The sequence below is a fragment of the Mucilaginibacter lutimaris genome (genome assembly GCF_042676625.1).
In the GTDB taxonomy this organism is placed as follows: domain Bacteria; phylum Bacteroidota; class Bacteroidia; order Sphingobacteriales; family Sphingobacteriaceae; genus Mucilaginibacter; species Mucilaginibacter lutimaris.
This window is the reverse complement of sequence record NZ_JBHTIA010000003.1, coordinates 1,847,261-1,865,011: the sequence shown is the minus strand read 5'-3', so window position 1 is coordinate 1,865,011 and position 17,751 is coordinate 1,847,261. Positions and strand designations below refer to the sequence as shown.

Annotated in this window: 15 protein-coding genes; 5 read left to right on the top strand and 10 right to left on the bottom strand. The window is 43.5% G+C overall.

Going from position 1 to position 17,751, the window contains the following annotated elements; all coding sequences use genetic code 11:
• Positions 1-9: 9 nt before the first annotated feature.
• From ACFQZI_RS09370 to ACFQZI_RS09355, 4 genes are all read right to left on the bottom strand, one after another.
• Positions 10-1,269 carry a nucleoside permease gene (locus ACFQZI_RS09370; protein WP_377141572.1) on the bottom strand — a complete coding sequence of 420 codons (1,260 nt, stop codon included), beginning with the start codon at positions 1,267-1,269 and terminating at the stop codon, positions 10-12.
• Positions 1,270-1,427: 158 nt separating this feature from the next.
• A complete protein-coding gene (locus tag ACFQZI_RS09365; RefSeq protein WP_377141569.1) occupies positions 1,428-2,027 on the bottom strand; it encodes a bifunctional nuclease family protein in 600 nt (199 codons plus the stop codon).
• A gap of 34 nt (positions 2,028-2,061) precedes the next feature.
• A complete protein-coding gene (locus ACFQZI_RS09360) occupies positions 2,062-3,039 on the bottom strand; it encodes an electron transfer flavoprotein subunit alpha/FixB family protein (protein ID WP_377141566.1) in 978 nt (325 codons plus the stop codon).
• Positions 3,040-3,141: 102 nt separating this feature from the next.
• A complete protein-coding gene (locus ACFQZI_RS09355) occupies positions 3,142-3,882 on the bottom strand; it encodes an electron transfer flavoprotein subunit beta/FixA family protein (RefSeq protein ID WP_377141563.1) in 741 nt (246 codons plus the stop codon).
• A gap of 75 nt (positions 3,883-3,957) precedes the next feature.
• Here ACFQZI_RS09355 and ACFQZI_RS09350 point away from each other — a divergent pair, with 75 nt between their 5' ends.
• Positions 3,958-4,302 carry a tetratricopeptide repeat protein gene (locus ACFQZI_RS09350; protein ID WP_377141561.1) on the top strand — a complete coding sequence of 115 codons (345 nt, stop codon included), beginning with the start codon at positions 3,958-3,960 and terminating at the stop codon, positions 4,300-4,302.
• 116 nt (positions 4,303-4,418) lie between these two features.
• On the opposite strand, the gene dnaB is transcribed toward ACFQZI_RS09350, so the two are convergent.
• Complete coding sequence (gene dnaB / locus ACFQZI_RS09345) at positions 4,419-5,984, bottom strand: replicative DNA helicase (protein ID WP_377141558.1); 1,566 nt, start codon at positions 5,982-5,984, stop codon at positions 4,419-4,421.
• Positions 5,985-6,265: 281 nt separating this feature from the next.
• Here dnaB and rlmB point away from each other — a divergent pair, with 281 nt between their 5' ends.
• A complete protein-coding gene (gene rlmB / locus ACFQZI_RS09340) occupies positions 6,266-7,042 on the top strand; it encodes a 23S rRNA (guanosine(2251)-2'-O)-methyltransferase RlmB (protein WP_377141555.1) in 777 nt (258 codons plus the stop codon).
• 66 nt (positions 7,043-7,108) lie between these two features.
• Here rlmB and ACFQZI_RS09335 read toward each other — a convergent pair whose 3' ends face one another.
• On the bottom strand, positions 7,109-8,194 hold the full coding sequence (locus ACFQZI_RS09335; protein WP_377141552.1) for a mannose-1-phosphate guanylyltransferase: 1,086 nt from the start codon (positions 8,192-8,194) through the stop codon (positions 7,109-7,111).
• Positions 8,195-8,435: 241 nt separating this feature from the next.
• On the opposite strand from ACFQZI_RS09335, the gene recQ reads away from it, so the two are divergent.
• Positions 8,436-10,628 (top strand): DNA helicase RecQ, encoded by a 2,193-nt coding sequence (recQ, locus tag ACFQZI_RS09330; protein ID WP_377141755.1) that lies wholly within the window; start codon positions 8,436-8,438, stop codon positions 10,626-10,628.
• A 105-nt stretch (positions 10,629-10,733) separates the two neighbouring features.
• On the opposite strand, the gene ACFQZI_RS09325 is transcribed toward recQ, so the two are convergent.
• Both ACFQZI_RS09325 and ACFQZI_RS09320 read right to left on the bottom strand, forming a co-directional pair.
• On the bottom strand, positions 10,734-12,635 hold the full coding sequence (locus tag ACFQZI_RS09325) for an OmpA family protein (protein WP_377141549.1): 1,902 nt from the start codon (positions 12,633-12,635) through the stop codon (positions 10,734-10,736).
• A gap of 39 nt (positions 12,636-12,674) precedes the next feature.
• Positions 12,675-13,298, bottom strand: coding sequence for a 7-carboxy-7-deazaguanine synthase QueE (locus ACFQZI_RS09320; protein ID WP_377141546.1), 624 nt, complete (start codon positions 13,296-13,298; stop codon positions 12,675-12,677).
• Between the two features lie 169 nt (positions 13,299-13,467).
• Here ACFQZI_RS09320 and ACFQZI_RS09315 point away from each other — a divergent pair, with 169 nt between their 5' ends.
• The gene (locus ACFQZI_RS09315) at positions 13,468-14,298 is read left to right on the top strand and encodes a hypothetical protein (RefSeq protein WP_377141544.1); all 831 of its coding nucleotides are present in this window, start codon (positions 13,468-13,470) and stop codon (positions 14,296-14,298) included.
• Positions 14,298-14,630, top strand: a complete 333-nt coding sequence (locus tag ACFQZI_RS09310; RefSeq protein WP_377141541.1) for a Rieske (2Fe-2S) protein — start codon at positions 14,298-14,300, stop codon at positions 14,628-14,630. The genes ACFQZI_RS09315 and ACFQZI_RS09310 overlap by 1 nt, the downstream gene beginning before the upstream one ends.
• Positions 14,631-14,745: 115 nt before the next feature.
• Here the strand turns inward: ACFQZI_RS09310 and ACFQZI_RS09305 are convergent, their stop codons facing one another.
• Positions 14,746-15,627, bottom strand: a complete 882-nt coding sequence (locus ACFQZI_RS09305) for a bifunctional 5,10-methylenetetrahydrofolate dehydrogenase/5,10-methenyltetrahydrofolate cyclohydrolase (protein ID WP_377141539.1) — start codon at positions 15,625-15,627, stop codon at positions 14,746-14,748.
• 81 nt (positions 15,628-15,708) lie between these two features.
• Positions 15,709-17,496: a translation elongation factor 4 gene (lepA, locus tag ACFQZI_RS09300; RefSeq protein WP_377141536.1), complete on the bottom strand. Its 1,788-nt coding sequence runs from the start codon at positions 17,494-17,496 to the stop codon at positions 15,709-15,711.
• Between the last annotated feature and the right edge of the window lie 255 nt (positions 17,497-17,751).

Genomic DNA, 17,751 nt, shown 5'->3' with positions numbered 1-17,751 from the left:
TGTACTTATTTAGGCGTGTTCTATGGCATGTTTAAGCGCCGCGTTGTGTTTGTACCTGAATACAAACGGGAATATTACGGCTATAACAAGCGCGTAAGCTGCAAAGGTTAGCCAGATGCCGTGCCAGTCTTTTTGGCCATTGGCCATTATAAAGTATTTATCAATTAACCACCCGCTGATGTTGCTGCCAAAAAAAGCACCGAAACCGTTTACCATCATCATAAACAAGCCCTGCGCGCTCCCGCGGATCTCGGGCGAGGCCTGAGTTTCCACAAATAATGAACCCGATATATTAAAGAAATCGAACGCCATACCATAAACGATGCATGATAGCACGATCATCCATAACCCATTAGCCGGATCTCCGAAGGCAAAAAGGCCAAACCTAAGTACCCATGCTATCATACTAAACAACATTACGTACTTAATACCGAACTTGCGAAGGAAGAAAGGAATGGCGAGTATGAACAATGTTTCCGAAATCTGGCTGATAGACATTATAATGGCCGGGTATTTCACAGCGATGGTTTCCTGGTATGCAGCAACGTTTTTAAAGTCGTGTATGTAGGTATCGCCGTAGGCGTTTGTTAATTGCAATGCGGCGCCAAGTAATAGCGAAAACGCGAAAAATATAGCGAACCTCGTTGATTTGAACAACGCGAAGGCATTCAATCCTAACGTATTTGCAAACGATCTTGAATTGGCCTTGTTTAACAAAGGCAAACACTTTGGCAGCGTAAATGAGTAGATACCCAATGCCGCAGATACCGCCGCTGATATATAAAACTGATTAGCCGAAGTTTCATTATCAGTTAGGCTTACGGTCCACAAGGCAACTATAAAACCTACTGTGCCCCAGGTACGGATTGGCGGGTACTCTCTTACAACATCTATTCCCTGGCCTTTAAGCGCTGAGTAGGCTACTGTTATAGATAACGATAGAGTAGGCATATAAAAAGCCATATTTAGCAACATTACCCAAAAAAACGCTGTGGGGTTTGTTACCATAGGCAATGCGCATAGTGTTGCAGCACCGCAAAGGTGCATGATACCGTAAAGCTTTTCGGCATTTATAAACCTGTCTGATATGATACCGGTAATGGTGGGCATAAATATAGAGGCGATACCCATGGTAGAGAAGATGGCGCCAAATTGCGCTCCAGACCATTGTTTGTTTTGAAACCAGTATGCGCCGATGGTGAGCAGCCACGCTCCCCAGATAAAAAATTGCATAAAGTTCATTAGTATTAAGCGAAACTTAATATTCATACAGCGCTGGTTTAACAATTAATAGTTATAAAATAAAAGGCTGAAAATAGTGAAATAATGCGATATGGGAAAGACCGTATTAGCGCGAATTTAGGTGTCAGATTCTGGAAATACAGATTTTATAAAAAAAAGGATACCGTTTAGATATCCTTTTTCTTTTACGATGATTTTCTTTTAGTCAGTTCATCTCTGATCTTTGCGGCTTTTTCATACGCCTCTTCAGAGAGTGCCTGTTGCAGCATGGTTTTTAGCTCATCCTCGCTTAGGGTTGTATATGTGCCAGCGGCAGATGAATGCTTTTTCTCTTCGGGTGTTTCGCTAATATTTTCAAGGTAAACAAAGTCGTTACCTTCTATTACGATGCCCGCGGTAGAAAGGATAAACTCATAGGTGTAAATAGGGCATTCAAACCTCACCGATACCGCTATGGCATCAGAGGTACGCGCATCTATCTCCACTGTTTTTTTACCGTCGAAACAGATCAGTTTAGAGTAGAATATCCCGTCTATAAGGTTGTAAATAATAACCTCCTGCACGGTAATATTAAAGGCCTGGCCTAAACTCTTGAACAGGTCATGAGTTAAGGGGCGGCTTGGCGTCATCTTTTCTATTTCAATGGCAATGGCCTGCGCCTCAAAGCTGCCTATAATAATAGGTAACCTGCGGCGGCCGCTAACTTCGCCCAATACCAATGCGTATGCGCCCGACTGGGTTTGACTGTAGGAAAGGCCTACAATATCCAGCTTAATTTTTTTCATGTCGTTACCCATCACAGCGATATCTTTCTTGTTTTTAAGCTGATGCTTTATAATCTTTAACTGCAGCAATTAATTTTGGCAGCACCTCAAACGCGTCGCCAACTATACCATAATCTGCTACCTTGAAAAACGGCGCTTCGGCATCTTTGTTTATCACAACAATAACTTTTGAAGAACTAATACCGGCAAGGTGCTGAATAGCGCCCGAAATGCCTATGGCAATATACAAATTTGGGCTTACAGCTATGCCTGTTTGGCCTACGTGTTCGCTATGTGGCCTCCAACCCGCGTCAGATACCGGTTTAGAACAAGCGGTGGCCGCGCCTAAAAGGTCGGCAAGCTCTTCTATCATTCCCCAGTTTTCGGGGCCTTTCATACCACGGCCGGCAGATACCACTATCTCGGCATCGGGTAGCGATACTTTATCTGTAGAACGCACAATGTCTTTTATCATCTCTTTAAAGTCAGACGCTTTGGCCTCCGCTGTAAAGTCTTCAACCGGTGCTTCAGAGCCAATTTCCACTACTTTATACGAGTTTGGTGTAAGCGCAATAACTTTATTAGCCGATGTTAGCTCAACCAAGGCGAATGCTTTACCGGAAAAAGCAGTTTTTTTAACCGTGAATTTACCACCATCCTCAACAGGAAGCGCAACAGCGCCATCAGCCACACCGGCTTCCAGCTTAACACCCAAACGGGGGGCAAGGCCACGGCCGCTGAAAGAGTTAGACAGTACCACAATATCGGCACCGTTAGCTTTAGCCGCTTCGGCAATTACCGACGCGTACGCCTGGTTCAAAAAGTTCTTTAGTTTATCGCTACTTACGTTTAAAACCTTTTCTGCACCGTATTTGCCTAAAGCAGCCAATTCATCATTAGCAACATTGCCAATTGATATGGCAATAAGGTTAGTGTTATTTTGATCGGCTATCGCTTTGGCGTATGATACAGCCTCAAAAGTTGATTTTTTGAATTTACCATCCGCGTTTTCCGCGTATATTAAAACTGACATAGTAGTTATTTTAAAGGACTTAAGAGTTCAGAACCAGAATTCCAGTTTTATGAATTTTCCTGATTCTTGTGTCTTATGATCCTGACTATATTTATTGAATAATTATATAACCCTTGCTTCGGTATGTAAAAGATCTACCAACTTAGCGGTTTCATCCGCAGTAATTAATTTTACTTGTCCGCGTGGGGCAGGGGTTTCATAACTGATGATCTCTGATGTATTCTTCACAGCAACAGGTTCAACCACTGTAAGCGGTTTAGTACGCGCGCTCATGATACCACGCATGTTAGGTATTTTAGGTTCGGCAACACCCTCGGCACAACCTGCCACAAAAGGGAACGGGATAGTTAAAACTTCTTTACCACCCTCTATCTCGCGTTCAACAGTAGCTTCGCTATCGGTTGCATCCAATTTTTTGATGATGGATACCGATGGCAGGTCTAACAATTCGCCCAGCATACCGGCAACTTTGGAGCCATTGTAATCAATAGACTCGCGACCGGTAAGTATCAGATCGAATGGATTTTGCTTAACATACTCAGCAATCTGGTAGGCTACAAACCACGCGTCGTGTGCGTTGGCATTTACCCGTACAGCATCTGTAGCGCCTATGGCTAATGCCTTACGTATGGTAGCCTCGCTGTTAGCTTCGCCAACGTTAATAACGGTTACCGTGCCTTTACCGCCCTCGGTCAATTCAATGGCGCGTGCAAGGGCGATCTCGTCGTAAGGGTTAAGAATAAACTGAACACCGCTTGTATTAAATTGGGTGTTATTATCAGTAAAGGTTATTTTTGTAGTGGTATCCGGAACATTGCTGATACATACCAGTATTTTGCTCATTTAGAATTGGTTTATGTTTTACAGGTATTTGTAATTAGGACATCGCAAATTTAGTTAAAAAACAGAGAGTTTAAAATGGATACAAGCAGATTAGATAAGCTATTGGCGTTTATACAGAACGAGCCCGAAGATGAATTTTTGAAATACGCACTGGCTACTGAATACCTGCGACTTAACGATACCGAAAAGGCCCTGAGCTATTATGAAGACCTTGTGAATAACCATCCGGGCTATACCGGCACTTATTACCACTTAGGTAAATTATATGAAGCCCTTAACCGCAAAGACGATGCTATAACCACTTACGAAAAAGGCATGGAGATAACCAAAGCCAAACGGGATATGCACGCTTTTAGCGAATTACAATCCGTCTATCGGTCGGCCACTGGTTTTGAGGAAGATGATGATGACGACTATTAAAAGAGGCAGGATATAAGAATCAAGAGCCAAGACTTATAAAAATAAAGACCGTTTAGTGTTAAACGGTCTTTATTGTATGCAATTGTCTTTATTCTAACGTCTTGACTCGAACTTCTTTAAAACGGGGGCTCATCATCAATATCATCCATGCGTGATGGGCGAATAATAAAGTTGCTTGGTTTACTATCAAAATCCTGCGATGGATTTAGCCCCGCGAAGGCGTTGTTAGCCGGTAGGGCGAAGCTATCCATACCCTGATCAAGATCCTGGAACTTCACGTATTTACCTACGAATTTCAATCGTACGCGGCCGGTTTCACCATTACGGTGCTTGGCAATAATTACTTCACCAACGCCCTGGGTAGGGTTGTTGTCCTCGTCCACATCCAGTCCGTAATATTCGGGGCGGTAAAGGAACAGTACCATATCCGCATCCTGCTCAATAGAGCCCGATTCACGTAGATCTGACAGCATCGGGCGTTTAGAGCCACCGGGCCTGTTCTCTACCGCACGGCTTAACTGAGATAGCGCGATAACCGGCACGTTCAACTCTTTAGCAACAGTTTTAAGCGCACGCGAGATACTACCAATTTCCTGCTCGCGGTTACCGCCTCCACCTTTACCCTCTGCCTTACCCTGCATTAACTGCAAGTAGTCGATAATGATCAACTGAATATCGTGCTGAGATTTTAAACGGCGGCATTTAGCGCGGAACTCAAATATGTTTAATGAGGGTGTATCATCAATAATTAAAGGGGCGGCTTCTAAACGGCCAATTTTTGAGTGGATCTGCTGCCATTCCCACTCTTCCAAAGTCCCCTTACGAATCTTTTCCTGTTCAATTTCGGTTTCACCGGATATTAAACGGTTAACCAACTGTACAGAAGACATCTCCAGTGAGAACACTACAACAGGCTTGTCAAAATCTACAGCAGCGTTACGGGCACAGCTTAGTACAAACGCTGTTTTACCCATCGCAGGGCGGGCTGCTATGATCACCAGGTCGGATTTTTGCCAGCCCGATGTCATACGGTCAAGGTCGGTGAAGCCGGATGGGACACCTGTTAAGCCATCCTTTTTATCTTTAAGGGCCTCAATATCTTTTAATGCTTCGTGCACCAAGTCATCCATCTTGCGCGAATCGCGGCGAAGGTTGTTCTGGGCTATCTCGAAAAGGTTTTTTTCGGCCTTGTCAAGCATTTCCAGTACGTCGCTGGTATCTTCATAAGCGCTGTTGATTACATCTGTAGAAATGCGGATCAACTCGCGCTGGATATATTTTTGGATGATAATGCGCGAGTGGTATTCAATGTTGGCAGCTGATGCTACACGGTTGGTCAGTTCGGTAATATAATACGCACCGCCAATCATTTCCAGTTCGCCTTGCTGGCGTAACTGCGCGGTTACTGTTAAAATATCTACGGGCGATGTTTTCTCGAACAGTACAGAAATGGCGTTGAATATCTTCTGGTGCCTTACTTCATAAAACACCTCGGGTTTTAGTACATCAATAACCGATGAAAGGGCATCTTTCTCAAGCATTAGCGCGCCAAGTACGGCTTCTTCAAGGTCTAATGCCTGTGGTTGCAGCTTGCCATTTCCTGCAAAAGATTGCGGATTTGTAAGCCTGCTTCTGCGGTCTGTGTTCTGCTTATAATTAGGGGAATCGTTCTCAAAATTCATGACGAACAAAAATATATAAAAAATGTTCTTGCCTGTTTTTAATTAGCTAACAAATGAGTTTTCCACATAATAAAAACATTATCAGCGCTATAAATTTTAATGCCCAATATTAACATTGCATGTTTATAACGTGTTAATATCGGTGTAAGTATCTCATTTACATTACTGTTAATAAATATGACCTAATGTTAAGTATTGTTAACACTACAACCGAACCTTCCACTTAGATAGCCATAAAATGAGTTAATATCCCTACTTTTGGCGAAAGTAATTTTATTAAAATGGCATATAATTCTAAACCTCCGCCACGCGAAGGCAATCAGATGGTTTTTGGTATAAGAGCAGTGATTGAAGCGATACTGGCAGGTAAAGAAATTGAATCTTTATACATACAGCGCGGCCTTGGCGGCGGACTGTTAAACGAACTTAAAGACGTAATGCAGGAGTACCAGCTATCGGCCCAACAGGTACCGGTAGAAAAGCTGAACCGCATTACCATGAAAAACCACCAGGGTGTTATAGCTTTTATATCGCCCATTACTTACCAAAAGATAGAAAACATCATCCCCGAAGTATTTGAAAGGGGCGAGGTGCCTTTGGTTTTAGTACTTGATAGTATTACCGATGTACGCAACATGGGTGCCATTGCCCGCACAGCCGAATGTGCAGGTGTGCATGCTATTGTTATACCGGGTAAAGGCTCTGCGCAAATAAACCCCGACGCTATAAAAACATCGGCAGGCGCATTATACAAGATACCGGTTTGCCGTCATGATAATTTCATGCAAACGGTAAAATTTTTGCAGGAATCGGGCTTACAACTGGTTTGCTGTACCGAGAAAACGAATGACTACATCTACAAACCCGACTATACCGCGCCAACGGCTATCATAATGGGTTCAGAAGAAGACGGGATCCGTAACGAGATCATCCGCATCAGCGACCACCTGGCCAAGATCCCGATGTTAGGGGAGATAGAATCCCTAAACGTATCCGTATCTACAGGGGTTATCTTGTATGAGGCTATAAGGCAACGCAGCACTGCTGCAGTTAATTAGAGAATAGTGATTAGAGATTAATTTTCCTTACCTAATCTCTAATCACCAATCTCTGATCACTAAATTTTAAATATACTTAGTACCAAACTTACTTTTTACATCGGCAACAACCTGCTTAATATTCTGCTCCTGATCTCGGGGGCATATCAACAGGGAGTTGTTAGACTCCACTACAATATAATCATGTAAGCCCTGCAATATTACCAGCTTTTCGCCGGGTACATTTACCATACAATTGCTGCTATCGTACATAATAACTTTCTCTGAAGGGATAACCGCGTTGCCTACATAATCTTTCTCGGCAAGCTGGTAAATAGACGCCCAGGTACCTAAATCGCTCCAGCCAAATTCTGATGGCAGCACGTAAACGTTTGAGGCTTTCTCCATAATACCATAATCTATAGAGATATTGATACATCGCTGATATACCTTGTGTACAAACTCTTTCTCCTCATCAGTATTGTAAACTGAGCGGGCTTCTGCGAAGATCTCGTGCATCTCGGGCAGGTGGCTGTCAAACGATTCGACAATTGCTTTGGCCGACCATACAAAGATGCCCGCGTTCCACAGGAAGTCGCCGCTTTGGATGAATGTTTTGGCTATCTCAACGGTTGGTTTTTCGGTAAAGGTTTTAACTTTATGAAAATCATCGTTAAGCGTCTGATCGGTATACTGAATATAACCATAACCCGTATCCGGCCTTGATGGTTTAATACCAAGGGTTATAAGGCAGTTATTCTCTGCAGCGGTTTTTAATGATTTTTCTATGGTCGCTACAAAAGCGGCCTCGTCAAGTATCAGGTGATCTGACGGCGCTACTACAATGGCCGCATCAGGGTTCATGCTTTCTATTTTAAAACAACCGTAAGCCACACATGGCGCGGTGTTACGCATAACAGGTTCTGTTAGGATCTGCTGATCGGCCATTCCGGGCAATTGTTCTTTTACCAGCCCGGTATAATTTTCGTTAGTTACAACATATATATTTTCTGGGGGACACACTTTAAGGAAGCGCTCGTAAGTGTTTTGAATAAGCGTTTTGCCGGTACCTAAAATGTCTATAAACTGTTTTGGATGCGATGTTCTGCTAATTGGCCAAAAACGACTGCCGATTCCGCCTGCCATAATAATGGCGTAGTAATTTTTATTCATTGTTAGATGTAGATTTTAATTTGGCAAATCCGCGCTAAATATGTGCATTAATTTGTAAATTTATTAGAGCGTAAAACTAAAATATTTCTATCCGGATTTTACCAATTTTAAAAGCGATAAATAAACAAATTGTTTTTAACCAAATAATCATTTTAATATAAAATTTTTAACAGAACCAACCGTTTATTTATAAATTTTTGTTATTTTGAACCATAATTTCCAAACGTACAAGTAAATAATGATAGAGACTAAGAAGTCGCTTTTTGATAACCTGCAAAACTTTTTCGGGTTTGACAACTTCAAGGGGGAGCAAGAAGCGATCATCACTAATATTTTAGCAGGTAACGATACTTTTGTGATCATGCCAACCGGTGGCGGCAAATCCATGTGTTATCAGTTACCGGCACTCATGAGCGAGGGCACAGCGATTGTGATCTCCCCGCTTATCGCGCTAATGAAAAACCAGGTAGACCAGTTAAGGGCCTTTGGCGGATCGGACAGTATAGCGCACTTTTTAAATTCATCATTAACAAAAGCAGATATTTTAAGGGTTAAAGACGATGTGCTGAGCGGCAAAACAAAGCTGCTTTATGTAGCACCCGAATCTTTAACCAAACAAGAGAATGTTGACTTTTTAAGGCTTAACCAGGTATCATTCGTAGCTGTAGATGAGGCGCACTGTATATCTGAATGGGGGCATGATTTCCGCCCGGAGTACCGCAAGATCCGACAGGTTATCAGTAACATAGGCGATGATATTCCAATTATTGCCCTTACAGCCACCGCGACACCAAAAGTACAGCAGGATATTCAAAAGAACCTGCAAATGAATAACGCTACGGTTTACAAGTCATCATTTAACCGTAATAACCTGTTTTACGAGGTTAGGGCAAAGCGTAACGCCATAAAAGAAATTGTAAAGTTTGTAAAGCAAAACCAGGGGAAATCGGGCATTATATACTGCCTTAGCCGCAAAAAGGTTGAGGAAGTGGCCGAGGCGCTTAACCTTAACGGCGTAAAAGCCTTACCATACCACGCGGGTTTAGACCCCAAAGTACGTGCCGATACACAGGATAAATTCCTGATGGAAGATGTGGATGTTATTGTGGCTACCATAGCCTTCGGGATGGGTATTGATAAACCGGATGTGAGGTATGTGATACACCACGACATGCCAAAAAGCATGGAAGGCTACTACCAGGAAACCGGCCGTGCCGGCCGTGATGGTGGCGAGGGTGTTTGTGTGGCGTTTTACTCGGGCAAGGATATTGATAAGCTGCAGAAGTTTATGAAAGATAAACCTGTGGCCGAACGTGAAATTGGTACACAGATCCTGAAAGAGGTGATCGATTATGCCGAATCATCGGTTTGCCGCCGTAAGCAGTTGCTGCATTACTTTGGCGAGAACTTTAATGAAGCGGGTTGTAACAACATGTGCGATAACTGCTGCGGCCCTAAAGTACATTTCGATGGCGAAGAACACCTGCATAGAGCATTAAGCCTCATCAGGCAAATTGGCGAGAAATTCGACGATTGCCACATCATCAATATTTTGATGGGTAAGGATGATGCCCAGGTTAAAAACTACGAGCACGATAAACTGGATTATTTTGGCTCGGGCATTGAGCAGGGCGAGAACCTTTGGAACTCGCTGATGCGCCAGGCATTGCTAAATAACTTCCTGTCTAAAGATATTGACCACTACGGTCTGTTACACCTCACCAAAACAGGCAACGCCTTTATTGATAATCCGTATAGCATCCGCTTCCTGCTTAACCGGGAAATGGGCCCAACAGATGATGATGAGGCCGAGGACGGACCTAAACAAGGTGGTGGCGCGTTAGACACCGCGTTACTTCAAATGCTTAAGGACCTGCGCAAAAAGCTTGCGAAGCAAAAAGGCTTGCCGCCTTTCGTTATTTTCCAGGATCCATCTTTAGAGGAGATGTGCACGCATTACCCGGTGAATACCGAAGAACTAAAACAGATCTCGGGCGTAGGAGCGGGCAAGGCCCTGAAGTTCGGCGCGCCGTTTATAGACCTGATCAAGAAATACGTTGAGGATAACGACATTGACCGCCCGGTAGATATGGTGATCAAAAGCGCCGCCAATAAATCGGCGTTAAAGGTATTCATCATCCAAAATATCGACAGGCACTTAAATTTAGATGATATAGCAGCATCTAAGGGCCTCACTTACGAAGAGATCCTGAAAGAGGTGGAAACCATTGTAAACTCGGGTACCAAGCTTAACCTGAATTACTACATTGATGAAATGATAGACGAAGATAAGCAGGAAGAAGTATTTGATTACTTTAAAACCGCCGAGATAGACTCGATAGATGACGCATTGGCAGAACTTGGCTCAGATGATTACACCCGCGAAGAGGTACAGCTAATGAGGATCAAGTTTTTATCGGAGGTGGGGAATTAACTTTTTTTAACCACAAAGAGAAAAGCACAAAGGTCACAGAGATTTTTTCTTTGTGACCTTTGTGCTTTAAGATTAGCTAATCTTAGTGTTCTTTGTGGTTAAAACCTATTTCGCGATAATCATAAATTCCGTCCTTCTGTTCAACGCGCGCTCATCTTCTGTTGTATTAGGCGCTATCGGTTGGGCCTCGCCGTAGCCTTTGTAAACCAGGCGGGTGGCAGTAATGCCGCTGGCCGTGAGGTATTGATACACCGCGCTTGCCCGCTTCTCTGATAATGTTACGTTGGCCTGTTCATTGCCTACATTATCGGTATAACCGGCAATCTCTATCCGCACAGTTTTATTGAGCTGCAGAAATTCTACCAGCTTTTGCAGTTCAGCTTTCGATTCGGCCTTTAACTCAAACTTATTGGTATCGAAAAAGATATTTTTCAATATTACTTTATTACCAACTTCGATAGGAGAGAGCAGTACCGAAATATTGAACGCTTTTTTATCCTTCAAACCTATCAGCGAAAAGTTATCCGAGTAAAACAGGTAGCCTTCTCGTGAAATATTTAAGCCATAATTTTTCCCCGCGGCAAGCGTCGCTAAAAATGCCCCGCCATCTTCTGAACTGTAATCCTGGAATACAGGAGTATTTTTTTGCAAGTCGATGATCTCAACAGCGGCTTCTAACGGCGCTTTGGTATTTTTATCGGCCACCGTGCCTTTTACGTAAGTCACAATGTTAGGTCGAAGGCTTGGGGGTAACTCAAAAGTATATATATCATACCCTCCAAAGCCCTTTAAATTATTAGAGGAGAAGAAAGCGTAAGAGCCATTCGCCGTAAGCGTTAACCCATTCTCGTCGCCGCTGGAGTTGATAGGGTAGCCCAGGTTTGTAGGTTTGCTCCACTTACCGTCTTTACCTAAACGGCTAACAAAAAGATCTTTGTTTCCCATCCCCGGCCATCCATTGCTGCAAAAATAAAAAGTGTTATCATCCGGGTGGATAAAGGGCGATTGCTCATCATAAGCTGTATTAATTTCGGGGCCCATATTTTCGGGGGCACTCCAGCCTTTATCGCTCAGAGTGGATTTCCAAATGTCGTAACCGCCATAACCGCCTTTTCGGTTACTCACAAAATACAGCGTGCGGCCATCTGCGCTTATTGATGGTTGTGCTTCCCAACCCGAAGTGTTTACCGGGTTACCTAAACTAAACGGCTTGGCCCAATCGTCGCCCTTTTTCTGAGCGATGTAAATGTCACACCTGCCTAAACCATCGGGGCGGTTACAACCTGTAAAGAACAGGTATTTGCCATCTTGTGATACGGATTGCGCCCCTTCATTAAACATAGGCGTATTTATGATATTACTCAGGTATTCAGCAGTTTGCCAGTTGTTATTTAATTTAATGCTCTTATAAAAATCTTCGTTATTATTTACTTTACGGGTAAATATCAGCGTACCTTCATCGGCAGTTGCAACAGGCAGATATTCGTCATTAGCGGTATTGATCTCGGCACCCATATTTATCGGCACAAATGCCACCGGGTGCGTCAACGCATCTATACTAAACTTACAATCGGCAAGCAGCTTTTGCGCATAGGCCTGGTTTTGCGCCGTTATACCGGGATAGGTTAAATACTTCTCCAGGTGGCGTTGCGCGGGTTCATACATAGCGCTGGTGACCTCAATTTCGCCTAGCTTTAAGTAAATGGCGCGGTTGTACTCGGGGTCTAATTCAATAACTTTCAGGAAGTGGGTGATAGCGGGCTTGTAAACACGGCGCATCCTTAAAACATCGCCTAATTGCACGTGGGCTTCAATAAATTTTGCATCGGCTTTAATGGCTTGTTCAAGCAGGGTAATGGCCTCATCGTACAAGTGTTCGTCTATACTTTGGTTTGCCTGTGCAAAGTATTTAATGGCCTCCTTATCCGTAGTAGAGTATTGCCTTTGGGCAAATCCGTTTACAGATAATATCAGCAGGTAAAAAAACAGGAGACAGATCTTGCGCATTGGTAACTGATACGTTAAACCATACACTAAGTTACACTATTACGGGATATTTAAGTACTTGTGCGTTTGCAATGATATTTCCCACTGGGGGTTAGCCATTACATAATCAACAATAAGCGGGGTCATTTCCTGGTGTTTAGACCACTCGGGCTGCAGGTATAATTTACAATTAGGCCCAACAAGCTTTGCATGGTGCTCGGCAAACGCAAAGTCCGATTTGTTGAAGATGATCACTTTAAGCTCGTGCGCGGCATCTGCAACCTGCTGGGTGGGCGCTTTAAATTTCTTTGGCGATAAGCAGATCCAATCCCAGTTACCCGAGAGAGGGTAAGCGCCCGAAGTTTCAATAAAAGTTTTAATACCCTGTTGCTGCAGGTTTTGGGTGAGATAATCAAGATTATAGATCAACGGCTCGCCACCTGTAACAACCACAGCTTTAGATGGAAATTTTGCAGCGTTTTCTACAATAGTGTCTGCCGCAGTTAGGGGGTGCAGTTCGGCGTCCCAGCTTTCTTTAACATCGCACCAGTGGCAGCCTACATCGCACCCGCCAAGGCGAATAAAGTATGCGGCTTTGCCGGTGTTATACCCCTCGCCCTGTATCGTATAAAACTCTTCCATTAAAGGAAGCAATGTGCCATCTTCCGGAACCTGGTGTGCCATAATTAAGCTGCAAAAATACGCTTAAAGCAGAAAGCGCAAAGCTAAAAGCACTTTTATTTACAGTATTATGTCTTTTACGCTAATGTTTTGTTGTTCAGCATTTTTTCATCTATATTTATCTGATAATTAAGCTTTGTGCTTTTTGCATTTAGCTTTCAGCCAAAACCGCATGAATAAACTATACATACCCCTTGTATTTTTGGCATTCTTTTGCCTTAGTTCGTGCGTTGATATCGAAGAGCACTACAATTTTAAGCCCGACGGCTCCTGCACTGTTCAATACGGTTTTGACATGAGCCGTGCGCTTTCCGTTTTAAACGTTTTGATCTCCGATTCGGTAAGGGCAACGCCACAGTTTAGTTTGGTTAAGGATACTTCAATGAATTACTATAACACACTTACGGACAGTGTTATAAGTAAAATGAGTGCAGAAGATATTAAGACGGCCAAAAACAGCGCCCTGCACATCAGTATGGATCTGCCCAAGAATAAAATGCGGGTAAATCTCGATTATTCCGCGAAAAGCCCGGCCGATTTAGTTTATTACCTTCATCACGTTTCGGCGTTTTCGGTGAAGTTGCCGGAGTTTGAATTTTTAGGGCCTGATAAAAAAGATAAAGTTGAATTTCATGATCTTAATGAGAAGGCCACTGTAAAACCCCAAGATCTTAAAATTGATAAAGAAGATTACAAAAACAATCTTCTACTTGGCGGGCAGGACTATTACACCTATGAAATTACCGACCATAAATTCTCTCGAATCATTAATAAGATCAAATTCGATAAGTTTTTGAAAGGTGCAGGGGCGCGGTTAGCGATGGCTAAAGCTATGCTGATAGATATGCCCTACAAGATGGTGCTAAAGTTTACCAAACCTGTTAAAAAAGTTGACAATAGAAAAGCCATAGTTTCTGCCGACCGGATGCAGGTTACACTTGTTACCAGTATGGACGAAGTGATCAAAAACCCCGCCCTTATGAATCTGCAGGTAGACTTTTGATGAAGTGGTACCCAATTCCCGGCATTGATCTGAACGGCCTGCCATTCATCAAAAAAGTTAAAGTAGGCGGTAAAAGCATCCTCATTATCGGTTACGAAAATGACTTATACGCCCTCGGCTCAACATGCCCGCATGCAGGTGCCGAATTAAGTGGCGGCTGGTGTAAGGATGGCAAACTGGTGTGCCCGTTCCACAGGTACACCTACAACCTGCAAACAGGCAAAGGCAGCCCCGGCCAAAACGATTATATTGATAGCTACCCCGTGGAAATAAGGGCAGGAGAGGTGTATGTTGGGATAGAAACTTTTTGCGATATAGTGTTTAAAAGGTAAGGTTTTGGGCTCATGCGATTCTCCTCTTGAGAGGGGTATAGGGGGGCTCAATGTAAAAACACACCCCTCCCATTACACTGCCTTACGCGCCCCCTCTCGAAAGGGGAACTGAAATTTAATAATACACTTCTTTATTAGCCGATGCCAAAGTATTCTTCAGCAACCCAATAATAGTCATTAAGCCAACGCCGCCGGGTACCGGGGTTATCCATGATGCTTTTTGCGATACGCCTTCAAAATCAACGTCGCCGTAAAGTTTAAAGCCCGATTTGGTTACGGTTGAGGTTTCGCGGTTCATGCCCACGTCAATAACTACAACGCCGTCTTTAACCATATCTGCCGTAATAAAATTCTTTTTACCGATGGCTACGATCAGGATATCGGCATCAAGCGTAAACTTTTTAATATCAGGCGTACGGCTATGGCAAATGGTTACGGTACAGTTACCGGGTGTGGTATTGCGCGCCATCAGGATGCTCATTGGCGAGCCAACTATATTGCTGCGGCCAACAACCACACAATGCTTACCTGCGGTCTCGATACCGTATTCTTTCAGCATCAAAGTGATCCCATATGGCGTAGCAGGTATGAACGATGGCAGATTACGTTGCATGCGGCCCAGGTTTACCGGGTGGAAGCCATCCACATCTTTCTTCGGTTCGATGCGTTCGGTAACTTTTTCAGGGTCTATGTGTTTAGGAAGAGGGAGTTGTACGATGATGCCGTCGATATCTTCATCAGCATTCAGTTCTGCCACCTTAGCAAGTAATTCATCTTCGCTCACCGTATCTTCGTAACGCACTAAAGTCGACTTGAAGCCCACCTTTTCGCAGTTCTTCATTTTGCTGGCTACATAGGTTTCGCTGCCGCCATCGTGGCCAACTAAAACGGCTACCAAATGCGGCTTGCGGCCGGTGCGCGCTAAAATTTTAGCCGCTTCTTCGCCAATTTCGCCTTTTAATTTTTCTGATACGTATTTTCCGTCTAATAACTGCATAGGAGAGAGTCAAGATAAAAGAATTAGGAATCAAGACAGAAGCTCTCTTCTGTCTTGATCCTTAACTCTTAAGTCTAATAATTAATCAAGTTTCAAAACCGCCATAAACGCGCTTTGTGGTATCTCTACGTTACCCACCTGGCGCATACGTTTTTTACCGGCCTTTTGTTTTTCTAATAGTTTACGCTTACGCGAAATATCACCACCATAACACTTGGCGGTAACGTCTTTACGCATGGCTTTAACCGTTTCACGCGCGATGATCTTGGCACCTATAGATGCCTGTATAATGATCTCGAACTGCTGGCGTGGCAAAAGCTCTTTCAGCTTTTCACAGATCTTCTTACCAAAATCGTACGAGTTGCTGCGGTGGATGAGCGACGATAGCGCGTCAACAGGCTCGCTATTCAGGCGGATATCCAATTTTACCAAGTCAGACTGGCGATAACCGATCTGGTGGTAATCGAACGACGCGTAACCTTTAGAGATAGTTTTGAGCTTATCGTAGAAATCAAATACGATCTCGCCCATTGGCATCTCAAACACCAGCTCCACACGGTCTGACGTTAGGTAAGACTGATTAACGATCATACCGCGTTTTTGGATACAAAGCGACATAACCGGGCCAACAAAATCAGATTTAGTAATAATAGTAGCCTTAATGAACGGCTCCTCAACAAAATCAATCTTTGATGGATCGGGGAGGTCTGATGGGTTGTTAACCAGCATTTCCTCGCCGCGGGTGCTATGCGCTATATACGACACGTTGGGAACGGTGGTAATAACCGTCATGTTGAATTCACGCTCCAAACGTTCCTGGATGATCTCCATGTGCAGCATGCCCAGGAAACCACATCGAAAACCAAAGCCTAATGCAGCGGATGATTCTGGTTCAAAAACCAATGAAGCATCGTTCAGCTGAAGTTTCGCCATCGATTCACGCAGCTCTTCATAATCCTCGGTATCAACAGGGTAGATCCCTGCGAATACCATTGGTTTAACCTCTTCAAAACCCTGGATGCCTTGCTCGCAAGGGCGGTCTATAGTGGTAATGGTGTCACCAACTTTAACTTCGCGGGCTTCTTTAATACCCGATATAATATACCCCACATCGCCGGTTTTAATAACGTCTTTAGGGGTTTGCTTCAGTTTAAGTGTACCCACCTCATCGGCTATGTATTCTTTTTCGGTAGCCACAAATTTTACTTTGTCGCCTTTTTTGATCTGGCCGTTAACTACTTTAAAGTAGGCTATAATACCACGGAACGAGTTAAAAACCGAATCGAAGATGAGCGCCTGTAATGGCGCTTCAGGGTCGCCAACAGGAGCGGGGACGCGTTCTACAATAGCACGTAAAATATCATGCACGCCTAAACCTGTTTTACCGGATGCGGCCAGGATATCCTCGCGTTTGCAGCCTATAAGGTCAACAATCTGGTCTTTCACTTCCTCGGGCATAGCGCCGGGCAGGTCCATCTTGTTCAGAACAGGGATGATCTCCAGGTCGTTCTCTAACGCCAGATAAAGGTTAGAGATGGTTTGCGCCTGTATACCCTGCGCGGCATCTACAATAAGCAATGCGCCTTCGCAGGCCGCTATAGAGCGCGATACTTCGTAAGAAAAATCTACGTGTCCGGGGGTATCTATCAGGTTAAGCGTATATTTCTGCCCGTCTAACTCATAATCCATTTGTATGGCATGGCTTTTTATGGTAATGCCACGCTCACGCTCCAGGTCCATATCGTCAAGCAATTGTGCCTGGCTTTCGCGCTGGGTAATGGTGTTGGTATATTCTAATAACCTATCGGCAAGGGTACTTTTACCGTGGTCTATATGGGCTATGATACAAAAATTACGTATGTGCTTCATTCAAGCGCAAAAATAACTTTTTAAGCGGATAAATCCTTATCTACTTATCAATTAAGCATGCAAAGGAAATAGCAGGTGAGATTATTAAATTTTAAGCCACTTATTACAGGGGTGTCCCACTATTTATGACACTAAACGAGACGGATAATTAATTAATTGACAATCAGATAATTAAAAAATTTGACATTGAATTTTTATATAAAGTAAAACTTATTGGATATCTCTTAACTATTTTATAATAAGTTATTTATATTT